The following is a 20,159-nucleotide window of genomic DNA, read 5'->3' as shown; positions in this document are numbered from 1 at the left end:
TTACGTTTTTCTGTAAACTGAAAGTATGACGTTAAAGGGGATGGAAATATGAAAAAATTGAATTGGCTCTTATTATTATTTGCATTCGCAGCAGTCTTCAGCATGATGCTGATCGGCGTATCAATCGCTGAGAAAAGCGCATGGGGCATCATCGGAAGCATTGTTCTCGTTATCGCCATGATGGGAAGCGGTTTCACCGTAAAGAAAAAAATGCGCGAACAGGGACTGCTTGATTAAAAGCATGACCCTTTGCAAAATTCCGTAAACATGGAAAGACAATATCTTATGAAGCCTGAATCAAAGATTCAGGCTTTTTTATATCCTCAAAACAGGCTCCAGATGTAAGGCTTATCTCCCCCGCCGCCTAGTCAGGAAGCCGGAAATGACAGCTCCCATTCTAGTTACATCAGCAGATTCCCTCAGAATATGCAGTCTGAAATAGTCCGGCATCGTTATGCAGAAAATACCATACCTCCTATTTCAATTCCATCATTGTCTTTTTATACTTGTGGCTGTAAGCAAATACACATGACAAGGAGAGAACGAAATGAAAACATCTTTTTTGAAGAAAACCGCTGTAACTGCCGCCGCAACCGCCTCAGCCGCCTTGCTTGCATTCAGTCCGCTTGATTCTGCCGGCGCAAAAACGATTCAGGCAAATGAACCGCATGCCCTGGAGGCTTCCGCAGAGAAAACACCGGAAGACGCGGCAAAGCTTTTAGACATCATCAGCCAATCGATTTACGAAAAAGACGGTGTCTATTATTTTGACGGTAAAAAAGCGGTTGAATTGGGATTAGATCAAGAACAAGCCCAGATCATTCAAAAGCTGTGGGACAGTTCAACCGAATTTTTAACCGTACTTTCCCAATGTATTGAGAAAACGGACGGCGAATATACATTTAATAAAGAAAAAGCGGTGGAGCTTGGCTTTACGGAAAAAGAGGCCCTTATCGTTGATCAGCTGTTCACCGCTTTTTCCCAAAGTCTTCATATCCTTCAATCTGCGCTGATTGAAGAAGACGGTGTGTATACATTTGATCAGGAACTTGCTGAAAAAGCAGGAGCAGGAAAAAAAGAAGCAAAGCTGTGTGCCGGATTCTTTAATTCACTGCCCCAGGAATTGCTTGAAGGCATTTATACAGCCTTTCATCCGGCTGAGTAAACGGATTAAAACGCCCGGTCATTCAGCCGGGCGTTTTTTTAAATCAGCAGTTTAAGGATCAACATGATAAAGAAAACAGCACCGAACAAACAGGCTGCTTTTATCAGCAGCTTCCCGTAATACCGTTCCTTAAACCGCCTTTCTTCTTCTGCATAACAGGCTGGCGCCTTCATCTCAGGGCTGCCGAGGTCAAGCGGCTCCTTCATCATATGATATAAACTCCCGCACTTACCGCATGATTCAAGATGACGGGAAATAAATCGCTCCGTTTCTGTTTCACAATCGCCTTCAATATATAAAGGGAGTAAATCTCTCACTAAACAGCAAGTCATATCTGTCCGTCCTTCCTTTTTTCCGCCAAGTGCTGTTTCAGCTGCATTCTCGCCCTGTACAGGGTGCTCTTCACCTTCGAAAGACTCCAGTCCAAAACATCAGCAATCTCTTCGTAAGACAGCTCTTGAAATACCTGTCGAAATGCTGAATAAAATGACTGAAAATCTCTGACATCTGAAACAATCCTTTTCGTTTATTAAGGCCTCACCCGTTTAGACAAACGGCTATAAAAAAAGTTTTACAGATCGGAACATTTTTCCCCTATCATTTTTCCCGACTTCATTTGTCATTTTTTTCAGAATAAATCGCATCATTCGACTCATGTCTGATTCAACACGTGCCTCTCGGCTTATCCCCCGATGCCGGCCGCCGGAAGCCTTTCCGGGACGATTCTATCAATTCATCAGCGGAGTCTAGTTTTATATTGCAGAATGAGAGAATGCTGGTTTATTATAACAATATAAGTTTTCATTATTTTCAAAAAGGGGGATTTATTGTGGGTTTAGGTAAGAAATTGTCTGTTGCTGTCGCCGCTTCCTTTATGAGTTTAACTATCAGTCTTCCGGGTGTTCAGGCCGCTGAGAATCCTCAGCTTAAAGAAAACCTGACGAACTTTGTGCCGAAGCATTCTTTGGTGCAATCTGAATTGCCTTCAGTCAGTGACAAAGCAATCAAGCAATACTTGAAACAAAACGGCAAAGTCTTCAAAGGCAACCCTTCCGAGAGACTGAAGCTGATTGACCACACGACTGATGATCTCGGCTACAAGCACTTCCGTTATGTGCCTGTCGTTAACGGTGTGCCTGTGAAAGACTCGCAAGTCATTATTCACGTCGATAAATCCAACAATGTCTATGCGATTAACGGTGAATTAAACAACGATGCTTCTGCCAAAACGGCAAACAGCAAAAAATTATCTGCAAATCAGGCGCTGGATCATGCTTTTAAAGCAATCGGCAAATCACCTGAAGCCGTCTCTAACGGCAACGTTGCAAACAAAAACAAAGCCGAGCTGAAAGCAGCGGCCACAAAAGACGGTAAATACCGCCTCGCCTATGATGTAACCATCCGCTACATCGAACCGGAACCAGCTAACTGGGAAGTAACCGTTGATGCGGAGACAGGGAAAGTCCTGAAAAAGCAAAACAAAGTGGAGCATGCCGCTGCAACCGGAACAGGTACGACTCTTAAAGGAAAAACGGTCTCATTAAATATTTCTTCTGAAAGCGGCAAATATGTAATGCGCGATCTTTCTAAACCTACCGGAACGCAAATTATTACGTACGATCTGCAAAACCGACAGTATAACCTGCCGGGCACGCTCGTATCAAGCACTACCAACCAGTTCACAACTTCTTCTCAGCGCGCTGCCGTTGATGCGCATTACAATCTCGGCAAAGTGTACGATTATTTCTATCAGACGTTTAAACGCAACAGTTACGACAATAAAGGCGGCAAAATCGTATCTTCCGTTCATTACGGCAGCAAATACAATAACGCGGCCTGGATCGGCGACCAAATGATTTACGGTGACGGTGACGGCTCATTCTTCTCGCCTCTTTCCGGTTCAATGGACGTAACGGCCCATGAAATGACACACGGTGTTACACAGGAAACAGCCAACCTGAACTATGAAAATCAGCCGGGCGCTTTAAACGAATCCTTCTCTGATGTATTCGGATACTTCAATGATACTGAGGACTGGGATATCGGTGAAGATATTACGGTCAGCCAGCCGGCTCTCCGCAGTTTATCCACTCCGACAAAATACGGACAGCCCGACCATTACAAAAATTACCAAAACCTTCCGAACACTGATGCCGGCGACTACGGCGGCGTGCATACAAACAGCGGAATTCCGAACAAAGCCGCTTACAACACGATTACAAAAATCGGCGTGAAAAAAGCGGAGCAGATTTACTATCGCGCACTAACGGTATATCTCACTCCGTCATCAAACTTTAAAGATGCAAAAGCAGCTTTGATTCAATCAGCGCGGGACCTTTACGGCTCTCAAGACGCTGCAAGCGTAGAAGCGGCCTGGAATGCGGTCGGCTTGTAAACAAGAAAAGAGACCGGAGAAATCCGGTCTCTTTTTTATATCCGAAACATTTCACAATGGCTTCACCATGATCATATATGTCTTTTCCCGATCGTCTTTTTCAAGCTTAAGCTGTTCAAAGCCGCATTGGCTTAAAAACAAAACCCATTCATGCCTGTCCAGGGGAACGGCTGAAAACATCGCTTTATGCTCCCCTCTCAGCCGGCCCGCAATCTCTTCAATGACCGCGCGTCCGATTCCTTTCTCTTTTGCCTCCGGAGCGACGGCCACGGTTCCGAGCCACGGTTTTCCGTTTGAAGGCGCCCATTCCAAATGAAAACTGACGGCGGCAGGAGCGCCGTCAATCTCCCATACGAGCCACGTTCCATTGTACATGGAGTATGCAAGCATAAACTCCGCCGCATTTTTTGTTCCGAACTCTTCGTTTTTCCACACCGGGTGTGCAGCCGCCAGCTGCTCCAGAAACCCGAGATCTTCTTCTTCAAAATCTCTACCTGTCAGCATGTAAATAGTCGTCAAAGATAATTTTATGTATTGCCGGATTGCCCGCAAGCACGCTGTGGTTGTCTAAAAACGTAAACGGTTCGCCGTCTGTGGTCGTGTAAATGCCCCCGACTTCGTTCAGCAGCACGCAGCCGGCAGCGTAATCCCACGGCGCGAGCCTCATCGTAATGTATGCGTCAATGCGGCCGGCCGCAACACTGGCGAGCTCAAGTGCCGCCGAGCCGTAGGAACGCGTTCCTCTGACCCGTTTTACGAGCGGCGCCAAAATACTCGGGTCAATCCTTCTGTTTTCCGTCACCCATGTGGCATTGATTGCAATAATGGCTTCTTCAATGGAAGCTTCTTTTAAAGGAGCAAGCGGCGTGTCGTTCAGATAAGCCCCTTTTCCACTGAAGGCGTGATACAGCTCGTCCTGCATCACATCATAAATTAAGCCGATTTTGCCTTTTCCGTCTTCAAAGATGCCGATGGAGATCGCGAAATGCCGCTTTTGATGGACAAAATTCATCGTTCCGTCAATCGGATCAATGATCCAGACGATTCCGTCAAGGGAGCGGAGTTTATCCCCCTGCCCTTCTTCTCCGAGAATCCGGTGTCCGGGAAAAGTTCCCTGTATACGGTCAATGAAAAAGCGCTCCGTCTCTTTATCAATATTTGTGACTAAATCATTCGGATTTGATTTTGTTTCAATCGTCAAGCTTTCCTGCATGGATTGTCTGATTCTCGTTCCGGCTTCTTTTACCCATTGTTTTGCGATATCATCAATTTCCGTCCAATTTGTCATACCGTGTACCTCTTTTCTATGTATAGCTTATTCTATAGCATACTGATAAAGGCGATGAAAAAGCAAGGAAAATGAAAAAAATGCCTTCTCACGTAAAAACGAACCATTTCCTGCGGTTCGTTTTTACTATTCTTTATCCGTTAAGCCGAATCCATTCTTTTCTGAGACGTTCCAGTTTTCTTTTGCTGAGATCGATTTGATCTTCATTCTCTTTTTGCATGGCCTCATACAGGGTTGCCAATTCATAATCAACCTCTAGTCTCCAGACAGCTACACGGTTATTTTTTTCCTCCCTGAATCCTTCCTTCACCACTTGCCTCATTGTCTTTCGCCCCTTCCAGAGATCATTTGTTAAAAAAGCATCCCATTTTTCCAATTTATTAATGATACTTCTTATATCGTATGGAAACTTATATTCGGCTGTAACAACATTCTTAAAATTGTGTGTTTACCTATTCGTTTTTTACCACCAATCCTCTCGGTTCAAACGTTCTCAATGTTTTTGCGGCCGGCGGCGGCTGTGGTAAAATATGAATACTTACGATAAGGAGGAAAAAGATGACTCAGATGCGTTTTACAAAAGAAGACTTCGATACATTTACAATAGAAGGTTTAGATCCGCGCATGGAGGTGTTAAAAGAACAAGTCCGTCCGAAGCTGACCTTGTTAGGAGAGCATTTCGCACCGACATTGTCAGCATTGACAGGCGATGAAATGTTCCCGCATGTCGCCAAGCACGCGAGAAGATCTGTCAACCCGCCGGCTGACAGCTGGGTTGCCTTTGCCAACAGCAAACGCGGGTATAAGAAACTCCCTCACTTTCAGATCGGTTTATGGGACACTCATATGTTTGTATGGTTTGCCATCATTTATGAATCTCCGATAAAAGAGGAATACGGCAGATTGCTGGAAGCGAAGCAGGAGGACATCACAAAACAGATTCCCGGTCATTTTGTATGGTCGCCGGATCATACGAAGCCAGGGGCGTACAAGCAGTCCGACATGGATCAGGAGCAGCTGAAAACATTATTTGAACGCCTGCAGACAGTGAAAAAAGCAGAGCTTTTGTGCGGCATTCAGCTGCAAAAAGAAGACGTGATCAACATGAACAACAATGAATTCCTGCAAACCATTGAAGATGCTTTTAGGAAGCTTTCCTTTTTATACACACTGACTCAGAAAGTCTCATAACATAAAAAGCGGGCCGATTGCCGGCTCGCTTTGTCTACATTTTGATAATCGCTTGATCTGATTGTTTCGCCTGTTTCACAGTCCGATACGGGGAATAGGTGCTGTCAGCTTCAAATTGGCTGCAGATTTTCTTTTCCTCCGCTTTCCCGGGAACGATTTCTTTAAAGCGGCGGTACGCATTCAGAAGTCTGTCTCGGTCAGCTCCTTTTTCATAGGCGTTTTCCACCTGCTGAAAAAAAGCAATGACATCCACGGCCTCCTCTGTCGTCCAGTCCTCATTCATCGGATATTGATATTCCAAATGTCTTCACTCCTTTATAATCATGCTCAAAATAAGCATCTTCCATAGATCATAAATTGTTCTTTACTTTCTTTCAAGTTCATAATATAATTCATTTGTTTTACGTTTAAAAAACGGGTAATAAAACTGAATGTAATACAAACTAATCCGTAGGTATTATGATAAAGGTGGGAAAACAATTGCCGCAACATGAAACACCCCTGTACAGCGGACTGAAAAAGCACGCGGACAGACAGCCTGTCCAATTCCACATTCCGGGCCATAAAAAAGGCGCGGGAATGGATCCGGAATTCAGACAATTTATCGGAGAAAACGCGTTAAGCATAGATTTAATTAATATCGAACCCCTGGATGATTTACATGCGCCAAAGGGCATCATTAAAGAAGCCCAGGATCTGGCCGCTCGAGCATTCGGCGCAGACCATACCTTCTTTTCCGTACAAGGGACGAGCGGCGCCATTATGACGATGGTCATGGCCGTATGCGGACCCGGAGATAAAATCATCATCCCTAGAAACGTTCATAAATCCATTATGTCGGCCATTGTATTTTCCGGAGCGGTGCCGATTTTTATTCACCCGGAAATTGACGATGAGCTCGGAATTTCTCACGGCATTACGCTTGAGTCCGCCGAGCGGGCTTTGACGGAGCACCCTGACGCAAAAGGCCTGCTTGTCATAAATCCGACGTACTTCGGTGTGGCAGCTGACTTGAGCAGCATTGTAAAGCTCGCGCATTCTTTCGATGTGCCTGTGCTTGTCGATGAAGCGCACGGCGTGCATATTCATTTTCATGATAAGCTTCCTCTGTCCGCCATGCAGGCGGGCGCTGATATGGCAGCTACTAGCGTGCACAAATTGGGAGGCTCCCTGACGCAGAGCTCCATTTTAAATGTGAGAGAAGGTCTTGTTTCCAAAGAAAGAGTACAGTCGATTTTAAGCATGCTGACGACAACGTCAACATCCTATCTGCTTCTCGCTTCACTTGATGTCGCAAGAAAACGCCTCGCTACAGAAGGCCGCGACCTTCTTGAAGATACGATTCTGCTGGCGGATCAGACACGGAAACGCCTCAATCAAATTGAAGGCATCCGCTGTGTCGGCGAAGAAATCACAGGGTCTAAAGCTGCATTCAGTTATGATCCGACTAAATTAATCATTTCGGTCAAAAACCTCGGACTGACGGGTCATGACGTTGAAAAATGGCTCCGCGAATCATATAATATCGAAGTCGAGCTGTCCGATTTGTATAATATTTTATGTATTTTCACCCCCGGCGACAGAGCGGGAGATGCCGACCGTCTTGTAAGCGCGCTTACAGACATTTCAAAGCAGGCTTCCGACAATGACTATGCTCATCAGCAAACCGAAGTTCTGCTTCCTGAAATTCCTCTGCTAGCGATGACGCCAAGAGACGCGTTTTACGCAAATACGGAAGTCATTCCGTTAAAAGAATCCGCAGGACGGATCATCGCAGAGTTTGTCATGGTGTACCCGCCGGGAATTCCGATCTTTATTCCGGGTGAGATCATTACTGAAGAAAATATCAGCTACATTTTTAAAAACTTGGACGCCGGCCTTCCTGTGCAGGGTCCCGAAGATGCAACGCTTGAAATGATCAGAGTCATCAAAGAGCAAAAAGCCATCCAATAAACATAAAGAAGCCCGAAACGAAATCGTTTCGGGCCTTTTTACGCTTTTTACTCTTCTTCAAGATGACACTGGCATTGTCCGCAGCATGTTCCGTATAACGTCGTGACCTTCTCATCCTCAAAGTAATGAATCGCTTCGTTACAGTCTTGGCAAACAATTGTACCCATCTGTCATTCCCCATTTCTCAGAATTTGAAAACGCTTAATTTTCACTTGTTGTTATTATATTATTATGTCACATTTAATATGTCAACTGATAAATTGTATAACACATTTATTTTTTACGGTCTTTTTATAGCTCGAGGGTCAATCACAGTATATCCTTTATGACGCAATCCTTTTACAATGTCCGGCATGGCTTCCGCCGTCCATTTCCGGTCATGCATCAATATGTTGGCCCCGTCCCGCAGATAAGGACTGTTCAGTGTGATATCGGTAAGCGCTTTTTTGGATTGATATTTCTGATCCCAATCATACCCGAAGGTCCAGTTCATTTTCACCATACCTTCTTTTTTTATAAGTCTGTCACTGTAGTCCGTATTGCTTCCGAAAGGCGCCCTGAAAAATGCGGGTTTCTCTCCTATTACCTTTTCAACCGCTTTATTGACGCCAATGATTTCTTCCCGTTGTTTTTGTTCGGAAAGATCTTTTAAGTTTTGATGAGTCATTGTATGATTTCCGATCATAAAACCTAACTCATGAATATGCTTAAGCGCTTTCTTATTTTCATCTTTTTTCAAAAAATGTCCGTTTACAAAAAAGATCGCTGACGCATTGAGATCGTGCAGTTTGTCCGCAATCTCAGCGGCATGCTGATCAGGCGCGTCATCGATCGTTACCAATGCGATCGGTTTTTTCTCTTTCTGTTCATCCATTTTTTCCACAGAAAAGCTTTTCGGATTGATATAGTAACGGGGCTCCGCCTTCTGTTTTTTCTGTTTTTCCTCTTTTGTATGGTGGTTTTCCCGTTTGGCATGATTGGCCGCGGCTTGAGAATGGGGTTTGTTTGTTTGCATCTTTTCATTTGATTGGCAGCCGGCGAGTAAGCACATACATATGACGGCTGCAGCGGCTTTATACATGACAATCCCTCCTGATATGGTTTTGCTCCCAGTATAACGAAAAAACAGCGCTCTCACGAAAAACAATGTGCCTTTTTTACACATCGGCTGCGCAAGTTGTCACACGTATTATTTCTTCATTAAAAACGGTTTCAATTATATAACAATTCAGTAACAAGCCTTAGGTTTTTCACCTCTCGTGATACACTTGATATAGTCCTTATAAATGGATGAACCAATATATTATATAAAACAGAGGAGTAAGATAGATGCGCTACCGTACGGTGATTCCCTTTTTTTTGATGCTGTTCGTTCTGTCAAGCTGTTCGGTTTCTACTGTCAGTCCATTCACAAAAAACCGGATCGACAGCATTCATCACACTCAAATCTTGTTTTTTTCCGATGAAAATCATATAGATAAAGAAGTGCCTTATTACGATGCGATTCTTGATTTAGAAAAGAAATATCCCCATCATGTCGATCAAATGAAGGTTTATGACAACAGAAAGGGATGGGAAGAGGAAATCAACACGTTCCCTGCGCTGATGGTGATCAATCATCGGCATGTGGTCATGAAGATTGAGGGATCCGTAAAGAAAAAAGAGGATATCATCAAACCTATGCAGCATGTGCTTGCACAATAAAAACAGCCCCCGCTTTTACAAACGGGGGCTGTTTCTTTGTTACATTATTATTTCACGATATGGATCGGGCTTCCGATTGCTACTTCGGCAGCTTCCATAGTGATTTCGCCCAATGTCGGGTGAGCGTGAATTGTCATTGCGATATCTTCAGCAGTCATTCCGCCTTCGATCGCCAGGCTCAATTCAGAAATCATGTCAGAAGCGCTTGCGCCGGCAATTTGCGCACCGATTACAAGACCGTCTTCTTTACGAGTGATCAGCTTCATGAAGCCGTCAGTTTCGTTAAGAGACAGCGCACGTCCGTTTGCTGCAAACGGGAACTTAGCTGCAACGACTTCAATGCCTTCTTCTTTCGCCTGTGCTTCAGTGTAACCGACAGAAGCCAGTTCAGGCTCAGAGAATACAACCGCCGGAATACCGAGGTAATCGATTTCAGCCGGCTCTCCTGAAATAGCTTCCGCAGCGATTTTACCTTCGTAAGACGCTTTGTGAGCCAACGGAGGTCCGTCAATGATGTCACCGATTGCGTAAATGTTCGGTACGTTTGTGCGGCACTGCTTGTCTGTTTTAATGACACCGCGGTCAGTCATTTCGATACCGACTTGCTCAAGGCCGAGCTCATCAGTGTTCGGACGGCGTCCGACAGTGATTAATACGTAATCAGCATCAACCGTTTTTTCTTCGCCTTTTACTTCGAATGTAACTGTTACGCCGTCAGGTCTTTCCTCAACGCCTTTAGCCATGGCGCTTGTATGGATTTCAACGTTGCCTTTTTTCTTCAGTCTGCGGGTAACGAGAGAACTCATTTGTTTTTCGAAGCCAGGAAGAATTTCATCTCCGCCTTCTAAAATAACCAATTCAGTTCCGAAGTTCGCATACGCTGTTCCAAGCTCAGTACCGATATATCCGCCGCCGATAACAACGAGCTTTTTCGGAATTTCTTTAAGCGCAAGTGCGCCTGTAGAGTTCAGAACGCGTTCGCTATATTTGAAGTTTGGCAATTCGATAGGGCGAGAACCGGTAGCAATGATTGCGTTTTTAAATGTGTATGTTTGCGCAGAGTTCTCATCCATTACACGGACAGAGTTGCTGTCTACGAAATAAGCTTCCCCTTTTATAACATCCACTTTATTTCCTTTTAAAAGACCTGCAACACCGCCGGTAAGCTTATTTACAACAGAAGCTTTCCATTCTTGGACTTTTGTAAAGTCAACCGTTACGTTCTCAGCAGTGATCCCCATGTCATCTGAATGTTTTGCATTCTCGTAACGATGGCCTGCATTGATGAGCGCTTTTGAAGGAATACAGCCGACGTTCAGACAAACGCCTCCAAGAGTTGCTTTTTCAACGACTGTTACTTTTTGTCCAAGCTGAGCAGCGCGGATGGCAGCTACATAGCCGCCGGGTCCCGCACCAATCACAAGAGTATCTGTTTCAATAGGGAAATCTCCTACTACCATAACATTACGCCTCCATTAAAATAAGTTGTGGATCGTTCAGTAAACGCTTGATGTGGTTTAACGCATTTTGTGCAGTTGCTCCGTCAATCATACGGTGGTCAAAGCTGAGAGAAAGAGCTAAGACAGGAGCAGCTACAATTTCACCGTCACGGACGATTGCTTTTTCAGCAATACGGCCGATACCGAGAATCGCAACCTCTGGATGGTTGATAACCGGTGTGAACCATTGGCCTCCGGCAGAACCGATATTTGTGATCGTGCAAGAAGCGCCTTTCATTTCCGCAGGTGCAAGCTTGCCTTCACGCGCTTTTGTAGCAAGGCTGTTGATTTCATCAGAGATTTCGAAAACGGCTTTACGGTCGGCATTTTTCACTACCGGCACAAGCAGGCCTTTTTCGGTATCCGCTGCAATTCCGATGTTGAAGTAATGTTTTTGGATCACTTCATCTGTTTTATCATCAATAGATGTGTTTAAAACAGGGAATTTTTTCAAAGCGGATGTTAATGCTTTGACGACGTAAGGCAGATAAGTCAGCTTGATGCCTTGATCAGCAGCAACTTGTTTGAACTGTTTGCGGTGAGCAACAAGATTTGTTACGTCAACTTCATCCATAAGAGTTACGTGCGGTGCAGTATGCTTAGAGTTCACCATTGCTTTCGCGATCGCTTTACGGATACCGCTCATTTTTTCGCGTGTTTCAGGGAATTCGCCTTCAGGAGCCTGAGCCGCTGCAGGTTTAGCTGTTTCCTGAGGTGCAGCTGTTTCTTGCGGTGCCGCTTCTTGAGCCGCTCCTCCATTTGCAAAGCTGTCGATATCTTCTTTTACAACACGTCCGTTATTGCCTGAACCTGTTACTTTACGGATATCCACGCCTTTTTCACGGGCATATTTGCGTACGGAAGGCATCGCGATCACGCGTTTGTTCGGATCAGCTTCCACTTGGTCCTGCTGTCCTGCGCCGGTTTCTTTTGCAGGCTCTTTAGGAGTCTCTTCTTTAGAGATATCCTGCCCTGCTTCAGCAGACGACTGAACTTGAGCTTCAGTTTTCGCATCTCCTGAATCATGGCTTCCTTTAAATTGAAGATCTTCGTAACCAGGTGCGTCAAACGTAATAATCGTTTGTCCAACAGTTGCAACTGTTCCCTCTTCAACTTTTAATTCTAATACTTTTCCTTTAACAGGTGAAGGAATTTCTACCACTGCTTTATCATTTTGCACTTCAGCCAGAACATCGTCTTCTTCTACCTCGTCGTTCGGCTTAACAAACCATTTTACGATTTCGCCTTCGTGGATACCTTCCCCGATATCCGGAAGTTTAAATTCAAATGCCACAGTTTTCGACCTCCTAGTTGATTAAGCAAATTTTAGTTATGCATTCGCAAGCATTGAACCTAGTAAACAGACTCCTTCATATAAGAGAAAAGGACTCTCTTTACCGTCTTTTATGATGCCTGATTAAAATTCAAGAACTTTTTTCGCAGTTTCAAGAACGTCTTTATGGTTTGGAAGCCATACGCTCTCAGCAAGCGAGAAAGGAAATACTGTATCAGGCGCCGCAACACGCAGAACCGGAGCTTCCAGGCTCAGAATCGCGCGGTCATTGATTTCAGCTACAACGTTGGCAGCGATGCCGGCTTGTTTTTGAGCTTCTTGCACGACAATTGCGCGGCCTGTTTTTTCAACAGAAGCAATAATCGTATCAATATCAAGCGGACTTACAGTGCGAAGGTCGATAACTTCAGCAGAAACGCCTTCTTTTTCAAGCTCTTCAGCAGCCTTAAGCGACTCATGAACCATCGCGCCGTATGTGATGATAGAAAGGTCAGTACCTTCGCGTTTCACATCAGCTTTGCCAAGCTCAATTGTGTATTCCTCCTCAGGAACTTCCTGACGGAAAGAACGGTAAAGTTTCATATGCTCTAAGAAAACAACCGGATCATTGTCTCTGATAGAGGCAATCAACAGTCCTTTTGCATCGTAAGGAGTGGATGGGATAACAACTTTAATACCCGGCTGCTGAGCGATAAGGCCTTCCAAACTGTCAGCGTGAAGTTCAGGTGTATGAACCCCTCCGCCGAATGGAGAGCGGATTGTCACCGGAGAAGTCCAGCGTCCGCCGGAACGGTAGCGGAGACGAGCCATTTGTCCTGAGATTGAATCCATTACTTCATATACGAATCCGAAGAATTGGATTTCCATAACAGGACGGTAATCTTGCAGGCCTAAACCGAGAGCGAGACCGCCGATACCGGATTCAGCAAGCGGCGTGTCAAATACGCGGTCCTCACCGAATTCTTTTTGAAGGCCTTCAGTTGCACGGAATACGCCTCCGGCAACGCCTACATCTTCCCCGAAAAGCAGAACGTTTTCATTGTTTTTCAGTTCTGTGCGTAACGCATCAGTGATCGCTTGAATCATTGTCATTTGCGCCATGGCTTACTTCGACTCCTTCGCTTTGTAAATTTCAAGTTGTTCTTTCAAGTTGAACGTCGGCTCTTCAAACATATTCTCAATCAGCTCTGTTACTTTCGGTTTTGATTCGCCGTCAGCCTTTTTGATAGCTTGTTTGATTTCTTCTTTGGCCTGTTCAATCACTTTGTTCTCTTCTTCTTCAGACCATAGTCCTTTGTTTTCCAAGAACTTGCGGAAACGTACGAGCGGGTCTTTTTGCTCCCATTCATTTTCTATTTCTTTCGTACGATATTTAGTCGGATCGTCACCGGACATTGTATGAGGTCCGTAACGGAATGTAAGAGTTTCAATCAGAGTCGGACCTTCACCGTTAATTGCGCGCTGGCGTGCTTCTGCGGTTGCAGCGTAAACGGCAAGTGCATCCATTCCGTCTACTTGAACACCTGTAATACCGACGGCAACTGCTTTTTGGGCAATTGTCTGTGCGGATGATTGCTTTTCTACAGGAGTTGAAATCGCATAGCGGTTATTCTGAACAACGAAGATCGCTGGCGCTTTAAATGCTCCGGCAAAGTTCATTCCTTCATAGAAGTCACCTTGAGAAGCTCCGCCGTCACCAGTGTAAGTAATAGCTACCGCTTTTTTACCGCGCTTTTTAAGACCTAAAGCTACACCTGCGGTTTGGATAATTTGAGCACCAATAATAATTTGAGGTGATAAAGCATTTACTCCCTCAGGCATCTGATTACCTTTAAAATGGCCTCTTGAGAACAGGAATGCCTGGTGTAAAGGAAGACCGTGCCAAATCAGCTGAGGAACGTCACGATAACCCGGAAGGATAAAGTCGTCCTGTTCAAGCGCGAAGTGTGATGCAATTTGAGAAGCTTCCTGGCCCGCTGTCGGTGCATAGAAACCTAAACGTCCTTGACGGGAAAGAGAAATTGAACGCTGGTCTAAAATGCGGATATACACCATTCTTCTCATTAATTCCTTTAACTGATCATCTGAAAGATCAGGCATTGCGTCTTTATTTACGACTTCTCCTTCAGCATTTAAAATTTGGAACGTTTCAAACTGCTTATTAATAGCATCAAATTGTTTTTTGCTATCAACAATTGAAGTTTTTGTCTTTGCAGCCATTTTTTAAACCACCTCTTCTTTTGATTTAACAGGGTTAGGATACCGTTTAGCCATCCGTATTAAAAACAGTCTTATCATGCTCTGCAATTCTAAAATTAATCATTCAGAAATTCACATAGCGCTTAAGCAAAGATAATGACGTTTAAACTGTACTAATAAAAAAAGATTTTTTATTAGTACAATATGATCAACAACCATAGTTTACAGTAATTAAACAAAGCCGTCAATTATTTATAACCTCATTTTGAAACCGCTTATAAAACATAAGATCATATTGCGCCAAACTGTACTATAAAAGACTTTAAACTGTATTATAAAAATGCTCTACTGTACTATAATTAAAAAAAATTACAAAGAGTAAATTAAGTTATTTAACTTCGGGTCAGGCTTTGAAAAGATGCCGCGGGATAAAAACGGGCAGTTAGCAATCGTCCCGCCTGCCGAACAGACGGGACGACGCTTTTGACAATTATTCAATACCCGCCCACACGATATTCAGCGGCGTCAGCACGGCATGAGGATGAAACTCGGAAATCGGAGTGAAAAATACATACGTAAAATCTTCGGCTGGATCAGAAAACATGCCGCACCACCCCATTCCAAGATGTGAGAAGGTGCCTTCTGTCATGAAATAATGGTCACCGGCCGGCCACAAATTAATGCCTAAACCAAAGCCGCCTTCCTCTCTGGGCGCTCCGAAGAAGTAAAAAGGAAGACCGGGCTTTATTTGATTTCTCAGCATCGCTTCGACTGTTTTTCTTCCAAGCAGCTTCTTATCTTTCAATCTGCCTTTATTTCTAAACATTTCAGCTAACTTCCAAATATCTCGCAACGAAGAGTACAGACCGCTTGTCGCTTTATTCGGAAAATACGGGTGATGACTTTTTTCCAGCTGTACGCACTCGTGCTCATTGATCACACAAACTTCTTCTTTTAAAGTATCAGGCACATAAAAATACGTTCTTTCTAATCCGAGCGCTTCAATAATATGCTTTGTTACATACTGTTCGTAGGATACGCCTGTTACTTTTGAAATAATGATGCCAAGTATAACAAAGCCGGTTCTGGAATAGTTCCATGCTTCATCCACTCCGTACTCCAAAGGCGTACTGACCAGATAGTTTATCCATTCTTCCTCATTCGTTAAGTCAATGCCTTCAGCCTTTTGAATATCCAGCTCAAAACTTAATCCCGCCGTATGAGTCAAAAGGTGCAAAATTTTAATTTCTCCGAAACCCGGTTTATCAAACGCTGGCAAAATGAGCTTGACCGGCATTTTCAGATCGAGCAAACCTTTTTCGACGAGCTGCATGACGGCTACAGCGGTAAACACTTTTGTCAAAGAACCGATTTCTCTGATTGTATCAAGCTGAAATGTTTGCTTTTCTTTTTGTCCGCCGGTAAATTCCCCTAACGACTCAGCTGCAAAAACCTCACCTCCTCTTGACATCATATAACTCGCACATTGCAGATCTCCATTGTCTATCATCGTCTGATAATGGCCGTTAAGAGCGTTAATTTGTTTCATATCAAATGCCGGATTGCTTATTGTTTGTTTCATTGTTTTCTCCCCCTGTACTGTATGTATCTTTTTCATCCCTTACTTACTGATTTCTTGATGAATTCTGACACCGTTTTATTGAATTCTTCAGGATGTGTAATGTTCGGAAGATGCCCCGCTCCCTTAATTTTCTTTAATTCTGCATTGCTCAGCAGTTTCTGCAGCCTTTTTGTTTCTTTCTGATCAACTACGCTTTCCTTCTCACCCGTAAGGATAAGCGTTCTTGTATGAATGTCTTTTAAAAAGCCGATCGTAGAATAGCCTTCTTGTTGATGTATCTTCATAAAACGTTCAATAGAAGCATTTAGGAATTGATTACTGTATAAACTTTCATATTCATGTGATTTTCCTATAGCTATAAAATCATTTTTCAGTTTTTCCTCGACACTGCTTTCAGGGTCTTCTTCGTATTCGGTGTAACTTCCGGAAAGAATGAGCGTTTTTACTTTTTCAGGGTATTCATAGGCAATCCTCTGCCCTATCATGCCTCCCCAAGAAGCTGCCGCAATGTGGATCGGCCAAGCAACCCCTATCTCGTTCAGCACTTCGATAAAAGTCTGAGCCAGCCCGCTCAGTGTAAAATCGGCGCTCCCCTCACTCAGCCCGTAACCCGGTGTGTGTATGACAATTACATTAAATTGATCTGCCCACTCCTTCATTTGTTCTTTCCACATGTAAGCAGTGGTAGCAAAACCGCAAATCAGTAAAATTGTTTCACCCTTACCGCTCATCAATATTTCCATATGCCGGGCATTTTCTGTGTTTGCCAGAAAATGAACGGTTTCCGTTTCTTCTGTCTGGTAAAAAGCGATGAGTTTTTTTGCGGCATCGCTTTGATCGTGCTGAAGGGCTCCTTTCTTCAGTCTGCTCCAATAATGCAAATAATCGTCGAGATGACGATTGGAAGCTGTGCCGAGTATCCGGAAAGGACTTTCAGCTTCTCCCGTAACGACTGACGAAGCATCAAAATCGGCTGCAATCGCTGAATCTCTTACCAGAGGCGGTGCTGAACGGGCGGATAACGGCTTGAAATCGTTTTGTATTTTTTCTTTTTCTCCGTATAACACGATCAGCTGGTGGCCTTGGCCGAGAAGCGAGTGTTCAAAAGCTTTGATTCCGGCAGTATTTTCTAATGGGTGAAGTCCGTACTCCATTTTCATAATATCTTGAATGCCGGGATCAACTGACATGCCTCCGTCTTTCCAGAAAGGCCAATTTACAGCGATGGTTTTTCCTGATCTTCCCCCCGCCTTTCTCATACATTCCCTCCACTCGGCAAAATGCTCCAGAAAACGATTGGCGTAGGCGTAATCGGCTTGACCCAGACTTCCGATTTCTGAGGAGATGGAAGAAAACAAAACAAAAAAATCTAAAGGCATATCTCTGAGCGCTTCATCCAAATGAATCACACCATTGACCTTTGATTGCAGCACCGCTTGAGCTTCCGCGTCTGTTTTATTCATAATGAGAGAGTCTTTTAACACGCCTGCACTGTAAATGACCCCATTGATTTCGGTATAATCAGCATGAATTTTTTCCGCTAACTTGATGACCTGCTGTTTATCTGACATGTCAGCCTGGATATAAGAAATGCTTGCCCCGTCATATCGGATGCTGTCTAATTTTTCTTCCATGTCTGCTGTCATTTTCGATCGTCCGGCAATGATAACGCTGGCACCGTGATTTGCATAAAGAAACGCTGAAATAATCCAGCCGATGCCGCTTAACCCTCCGATGATGAGATACACTCCGTTTTTTACAAACTTTGCGGCCTTTTGCCCTGGTTGCAGCGAAGCATCTTTGTATGCTGTCACCCGCCTTTTTTGATCGCCGTCATATTTCACAGTCTCATGATGTCCGGCACTTAATTCATTGAGAAGCAAAGGTGCTTTTTCAATGGTTTGTCTTGAAGAAATCTCAACCGTTTTACACTTTATATTTGGCTGCTCCGCATTCAGCGTTTTAAAAAAGCCTCCAATCGCGGCGTAAACCGGATTTGTATATTGACCCTTGTCATGTACGTACAAAATGTTGATGTTTTCTTTTACTTTTTGACGGATCAAAGCTTTACTCAAATAAAGAATTGAATAAAAGCCGTGAGTCAAATCTAACGCTGCTTCAGTATAAGCTTTTTTTGACAAGTAATGAATGATTGACGCCGGAAACGCTCCGGACTTTTTCATATCTTCCAACAGTCTGGAGTAATGAGCAGACTGCTCCGGATTAAATTTATAATGCTTTTCATTTACCATTTCATATTCAGCGGCGGCTTCCGCATAAATAACATTTTCACTGCCGATGTACTTTCGGATTTCATCACTCACTGAACTGTCGAAATCGAAAATCAATGTATTTTCCTTAGGTATTTCTCCGGACTTTAATGGCGATTCTATCCATTCTTTTTGTAAATATAAAGATTCAAGCATCGGCTTTTCAGACGGCTCTTTCGTTTGCGTTTTTTCTTTAAAAGCTGCGGCCGGCGTATTACGCACAGCATATTTTTCTTCTAAATAAGCCGCTAAATCATGAATATTGTTATAATCAAAAAGCAATGTCGGATACAATTGTGTATCCAATCTTTCCTCGAGCATTTTCGATATATGCAGCAGCTGTTTTGAGTCAAGACCCAGTTCGTAAAAAGATTGGTGTTTGTCCGCATTATTTGGCGGTGTGTTTGTAACCTCTCCAATAATGGATGACAGCTCATCTGTTAATGTTTTATGACTGTCTTGGTGCTGAACTGTATCAGAGATAGAGTCTGTCATGTCGGCTCCGTATTTCTCCTGCAGATATTCCGTCAATTCACCGATTGTGGAGTAATCAAATAATAAAGTCGGGTACAGCTTTGAACCTAACATCAGTTCTAACTTTTTGGATAAGTCTAATAATTGTTTAGAATCCAAGCCCATCTCATAAAAGGAAATATCATTCTTCACTGTTTCAGCAGGTTTTTCAATCATGCCGGCTATCTCTTGGATCAAATTATTTCTGATTATTTCTTTATTTTTCGTTGCGCTGCCGACCTCTTTAGCTTTTTGGGAATGCTCCAGCCTTTGTATTGATTTTTCATTTCTGACTCTTTTCACACCGAATCGCTCATAATAAAAAGCAAGCTCTCCATCAGGCCTGTATACTTCTATATCCGCATATAAAATGTCTTTAGAAGGCGGCTGCGTTATACTGGTTTTATTAATATACACAAAACAAGACCCAGTTGTTTTATGCAGTGCCCGGAATGTCTCAATATATATAGGGATAAACGCATTTGTTCCTTCATCCGGCAAGTCTGATGTAAGGATTCCCAACAAGCTGAGAGACCCATCCAAAAATGCAGGATGCATGTAAAAGTCATCTGTATATTCTTTTGAAAGTCCGCTTAAACTGACCTCTCCCAGAATATAATTTTCACCTTCATATACCGTACCTTCCAATTTCATAAAATCTTTATGAATCAGGCCGCCCCTGCGCAAATTACGATAGGCGGCTTCAGCATCCGAAATCCGGACGGCCCCTTTCTTTAATTCTTCGATTGAAATTGTCTTTTCGTTTATCGCATTTTTTCTTATGATTTCCGCCTGCAAGTTGACTGACGCTTCACCTTCCGCCTTTTCAGCGACCCATTTCCTGCTTGTTGTTTCAACAAGCCAGCCGTTTTCTTGTTCCGTAAACTGGAAGGTGACTTTTTTATCAAAATGGACTGACGTCGCAACAGGTTCACGGAATAAAACATGTTTGATTTCAAAACTTCGGGGGGATATCCCTTTCTCAGCTAAAAATCGTGTTATTAAATCCAGATACGTTACGCCGGGTATCGTACGCACTTGATGAAGGACATGGTCTGAAACAATATAATCGTCATGTTTGACTAATACGCTGAACCTCATGCAAC

19 protein-coding genes and 1 pseudogene are annotated in these 20,159 nt (G+C 43.7%); 6 read left to right on the top strand and 14 right to left on the bottom strand.

All coding sequences use genetic code 11. The features are described from left to right. Positions 1–48: 48 nt before the first annotated feature. Both NYE42_RS07500 and NYE42_RS07495 read left to right on the top strand, forming a co-directional pair. The gene (locus NYE42_RS07500; RefSeq protein ID WP_003154504.1) at positions 49–237 is read left to right on the top strand and encodes a YlaF family protein; all 189 of its coding nucleotides are present in this window, start codon (positions 49–51) and stop codon (positions 235–237) included. A 310-nt stretch (positions 238–547) separates the two neighbouring features. Then, positions 548–1,165, top strand: coding sequence for a hypothetical protein (locus NYE42_RS07495; protein ID WP_007409674.1), 618 nt, complete (start codon positions 548–550; stop codon positions 1,163–1,165). Positions 1,166–1,203: 38 nt separating this feature from the next. Here the strand turns inward: NYE42_RS07495 and NYE42_RS07490 are convergent, their stop codons facing one another. Next, entirely contained in the window at positions 1,204–1,497 is a 294-nt protein-coding gene (locus NYE42_RS07490; protein WP_007409673.1) for a zf-HC2 domain-containing protein, read from the bottom strand. Further along, positions 1,494–1,637: pseudogene (locus tag NYE42_RS07485) on the bottom strand (sigma factor-like helix-turn-helix DNA-binding protein); the annotation flags it as partial. The gene NYE42_RS07490 and the pseudogene NYE42_RS07485, both read right to left, overlap by 4 nt. Positions 1,638–1,994: 357 nt before the next feature. Here NYE42_RS07485 and NYE42_RS07480 point away from each other — a divergent pair. Further along, positions 1,995–3,560, top strand: a complete 1,566-nt coding sequence (locus NYE42_RS07480) for a M4 family metallopeptidase (protein WP_007409672.1) — start codon at positions 1,995–1,997, stop codon at positions 3,558–3,560. A 51-nt stretch (positions 3,561–3,611) separates the two neighbouring features. On the opposite strand, the gene NYE42_RS07475 is transcribed toward NYE42_RS07480, so the two are convergent. The 3 genes from NYE42_RS07475 to NYE42_RS07465 form a co-directional block, all read right to left on the bottom strand. Continuing rightward, the gene (locus NYE42_RS07475; protein ID WP_095353016.1) at positions 3,612–4,064 is read right to left on the bottom strand and encodes a GNAT family N-acetyltransferase; all 453 of its coding nucleotides are present in this window, start codon (positions 4,062–4,064) and stop codon (positions 3,612–3,614) included. After that, positions 4,051–4,848, bottom strand: a complete 798-nt coding sequence (gene suhB / locus NYE42_RS07470; protein ID WP_007409670.1) for an inositol-1-monophosphatase — start codon at positions 4,846–4,848, stop codon at positions 4,051–4,053. Before suhB ends, NYE42_RS07475 begins: the two co-directional genes overlap by 14 nt. Positions 4,849–4,981: 133 nt before the next feature. Beyond that, positions 4,982–5,170: a hypothetical protein gene (locus NYE42_RS07465; protein ID WP_003154513.1), complete on the bottom strand. Its 189-nt coding sequence runs from the start codon at positions 5,168–5,170 to the stop codon at positions 4,982–4,984. A gap of 236 nt (positions 5,171–5,406) precedes the next feature. Between NYE42_RS07465 and NYE42_RS07460 the strand changes: the two genes are divergently transcribed. After that, complete coding sequence (locus NYE42_RS07460; protein WP_007409668.1) at positions 5,407–6,039, top strand: DUF1054 domain-containing protein; 633 nt, start codon at positions 5,407–5,409, stop codon at positions 6,037–6,039. A gap of 34 nt (positions 6,040–6,073) precedes the next feature. On the opposite strand, the gene NYE42_RS07455 is transcribed toward NYE42_RS07460, so the two are convergent. Beyond that, complete coding sequence (locus NYE42_RS07455) at positions 6,074–6,340, bottom strand: UPF0223 family protein (protein ID WP_007409667.1); 267 nt, start codon at positions 6,338–6,340, stop codon at positions 6,074–6,076. Between the two features lie 179 nt (positions 6,341–6,519). On the opposite strand from NYE42_RS07455, the gene NYE42_RS07450 reads away from it, so the two are divergent. After that, positions 6,520–7,992 (top strand): aminotransferase class I/II-fold pyridoxal phosphate-dependent enzyme, encoded by a 1,473-nt coding sequence (locus NYE42_RS07450; protein ID WP_007409666.1) that lies wholly within the window; start codon positions 6,520–6,522, stop codon positions 7,990–7,992. Positions 7,993–8,039: 47 nt separating this feature from the next. Here NYE42_RS07450 and NYE42_RS07445 read toward each other — a convergent pair whose 3' ends face one another. Both NYE42_RS07445 and NYE42_RS07440 read right to left on the bottom strand, forming a co-directional pair. Beyond that, positions 8,040–8,159, bottom strand: a complete 120-nt coding sequence (locus NYE42_RS07445) for a GapA-binding peptide SR1P (RefSeq protein WP_003154518.1) — start codon at positions 8,157–8,159, stop codon at positions 8,040–8,042. A 113-nt stretch (positions 8,160–8,272) separates the two neighbouring features. After that, positions 8,273–9,073, bottom strand: coding sequence for a polysaccharide deacetylase family protein (locus tag NYE42_RS07440; RefSeq protein ID WP_007409665.1), 801 nt, complete (start codon positions 9,071–9,073; stop codon positions 8,273–8,275). A 248-nt stretch (positions 9,074–9,321) separates the two neighbouring features. Between NYE42_RS07440 and NYE42_RS07435 the strand changes: the two genes are divergently transcribed. After that, positions 9,322–9,696 (top strand): hypothetical protein, encoded by a 375-nt coding sequence (locus NYE42_RS07435; RefSeq protein WP_007409664.1) that lies wholly within the window; start codon positions 9,322–9,324, stop codon positions 9,694–9,696. A gap of 47 nt (positions 9,697–9,743) precedes the next feature. On the opposite strand, the gene lpdA is transcribed toward NYE42_RS07435, so the two are convergent. From lpdA to NYE42_RS07405, 6 genes are all read right to left on the bottom strand, one after another. Next, the gene (gene lpdA, locus NYE42_RS07430) at positions 9,744–11,156 is read right to left on the bottom strand and encodes a dihydrolipoyl dehydrogenase (RefSeq protein ID WP_007409663.1); all 1,413 of its coding nucleotides are present in this window, start codon (positions 11,154–11,156) and stop codon (positions 9,744–9,746) included. Between the two features lie 4 nt (positions 11,157–11,160). Continuing rightward, entirely contained in the window at positions 11,161–12,489 is a 1,329-nt protein-coding gene (gene pdhC, locus NYE42_RS07425; RefSeq protein ID WP_012117474.1) for a pyruvate dehydrogenase complex dihydrolipoyllysine-residue acetyltransferase, read from the bottom strand. 123 nt (positions 12,490–12,612) lie between these two features. After that, on the bottom strand, positions 12,613–13,590 hold the full coding sequence (pdhB, locus tag NYE42_RS07420) for a pyruvate dehydrogenase complex E1 component subunit beta (RefSeq protein WP_003154528.1): 978 nt from the start codon (positions 13,588–13,590) through the stop codon (positions 12,613–12,615). A 3-nt stretch (positions 13,591–13,593) separates the two neighbouring features. After that, positions 13,594–14,709, bottom strand: a complete 1,116-nt coding sequence (pdhA, locus tag NYE42_RS07415) for a pyruvate dehydrogenase (acetyl-transferring) E1 component subunit alpha (protein WP_003154530.1) — start codon at positions 14,707–14,709, stop codon at positions 13,594–13,596. 469 nt (positions 14,710–15,178) lie between these two features. Then, a complete protein-coding gene (locus NYE42_RS07410; protein ID WP_032868035.1) occupies positions 15,179–16,270 on the bottom strand; it encodes a serine hydrolase domain-containing protein in 1,092 nt (363 codons plus the stop codon). Between the two features lie 32 nt (positions 16,271–16,302). After that, a complete protein-coding gene (locus tag NYE42_RS07405) occupies positions 16,303–20,154 on the bottom strand; it encodes an alpha/beta fold hydrolase (protein WP_352426868.1) in 3,852 nt (1,283 codons plus the stop codon). Positions 20,155–20,159 lie beyond the last annotated feature (5 nt).

The sequence above is a fragment of the Bacillus sp. FSL K6-2865 genome (assembly GCF_040311405.1).
GTDB classification, from domain to species: Bacteria; Bacillota; Bacilli; order Bacillales; family Bacillaceae; genus Bacillus; species Bacillus velezensis.
The sequence above is the reverse complement of the archived record's forward strand: the minus strand, read 5'-3'. Positions and strand labels throughout refer to the sequence as shown.

What these genes read in the sequence shown, in the direction of transcription:
- NYE42_RS07445 (WP_003154518.1), bottom strand. Translation starts at nt 8,159, where the DNA reads ATGGGTACAATTGTTTGCCAAGACTGTAACGAAGCGATTCATTACTTT.
- NYE42_RS07495 (WP_007409674.1), top strand. Translation starts at nt 548, where the DNA reads ATGAAAACATCTTTTTTGAAGAAAACCGCTGTAACTGCCGCCGCAACC.
- NYE42_RS07405 (WP_352426868.1), bottom strand. Translation starts at nt 20,154, where the DNA reads ATGAGGTTCAGCGTATTAGTCAAACATGACGATTATATTGTTTCAGAC.
- NYE42_RS07475 (WP_095353016.1), bottom strand. Translation starts at nt 4,064, where the DNA reads ATGCTGACAGGTAGAGATTTTGAAGAAGAAGATCTCGGGTTTCTGGAG.
- lpdA (WP_007409663.1), bottom strand. Translation starts at nt 11,156, where the DNA reads ATGGTAGTAGGAGATTTCCCTATTGAAACAGATACTCTTGTGATTGGT.
- NYE42_RS07440 (WP_007409665.1), bottom strand. Translation starts at nt 9,073, where the DNA reads ATGTATAAAGCCGCTGCAGCCGTCATATGTATGTGCTTACTCGCCGGC.
- NYE42_RS07490 (WP_007409673.1), bottom strand. Translation starts at nt 1,497, where the DNA reads ATGACTTGCTGTTTAGTGAGAGATTTACTCCCTTTATATATTGAAGGC.
- suhB (WP_007409670.1), bottom strand. Translation starts at nt 4,848, where the DNA reads ATGACAAATTGGACGGAAATTGATGATATCGCAAAACAATGGGTAAAA.
- NYE42_RS07410 (WP_032868035.1), bottom strand. Translation starts at nt 16,270, where the DNA reads ATGAAACAAACAATAAGCAATCCGGCATTTGATATGAAACAAATTAAC.
- pdhB (WP_003154528.1), bottom strand. Translation starts at nt 13,590, where the DNA reads ATGGCGCAAATGACAATGATTCAAGCGATCACTGATGCGTTACGCACA.
- NYE42_RS07435 (WP_007409664.1), top strand. Translation starts at nt 9,322, where the DNA reads ATGCGCTACCGTACGGTGATTCCCTTTTTTTTGATGCTGTTCGTTCTG.
- NYE42_RS07500 (WP_003154504.1), top strand. Translation starts at nt 49, where the DNA reads ATGAAAAAATTGAATTGGCTCTTATTATTATTTGCATTCGCAGCAGTC.
- NYE42_RS07460 (WP_007409668.1), top strand. Translation starts at nt 5,407, where the DNA reads ATGACTCAGATGCGTTTTACAAAAGAAGACTTCGATACATTTACAATA.
- NYE42_RS07465 (WP_003154513.1), bottom strand. Translation starts at nt 5,170, where the DNA reads ATGAGGCAAGTGGTGAAGGAAGGATTCAGGGAGGAAAAAAATAACCGT.
- pdhA (WP_003154530.1), bottom strand. Translation starts at nt 14,709, where the DNA reads ATGGCTGCAAAGACAAAAACTTCAATTGTTGATAGCAAAAAACAATTT.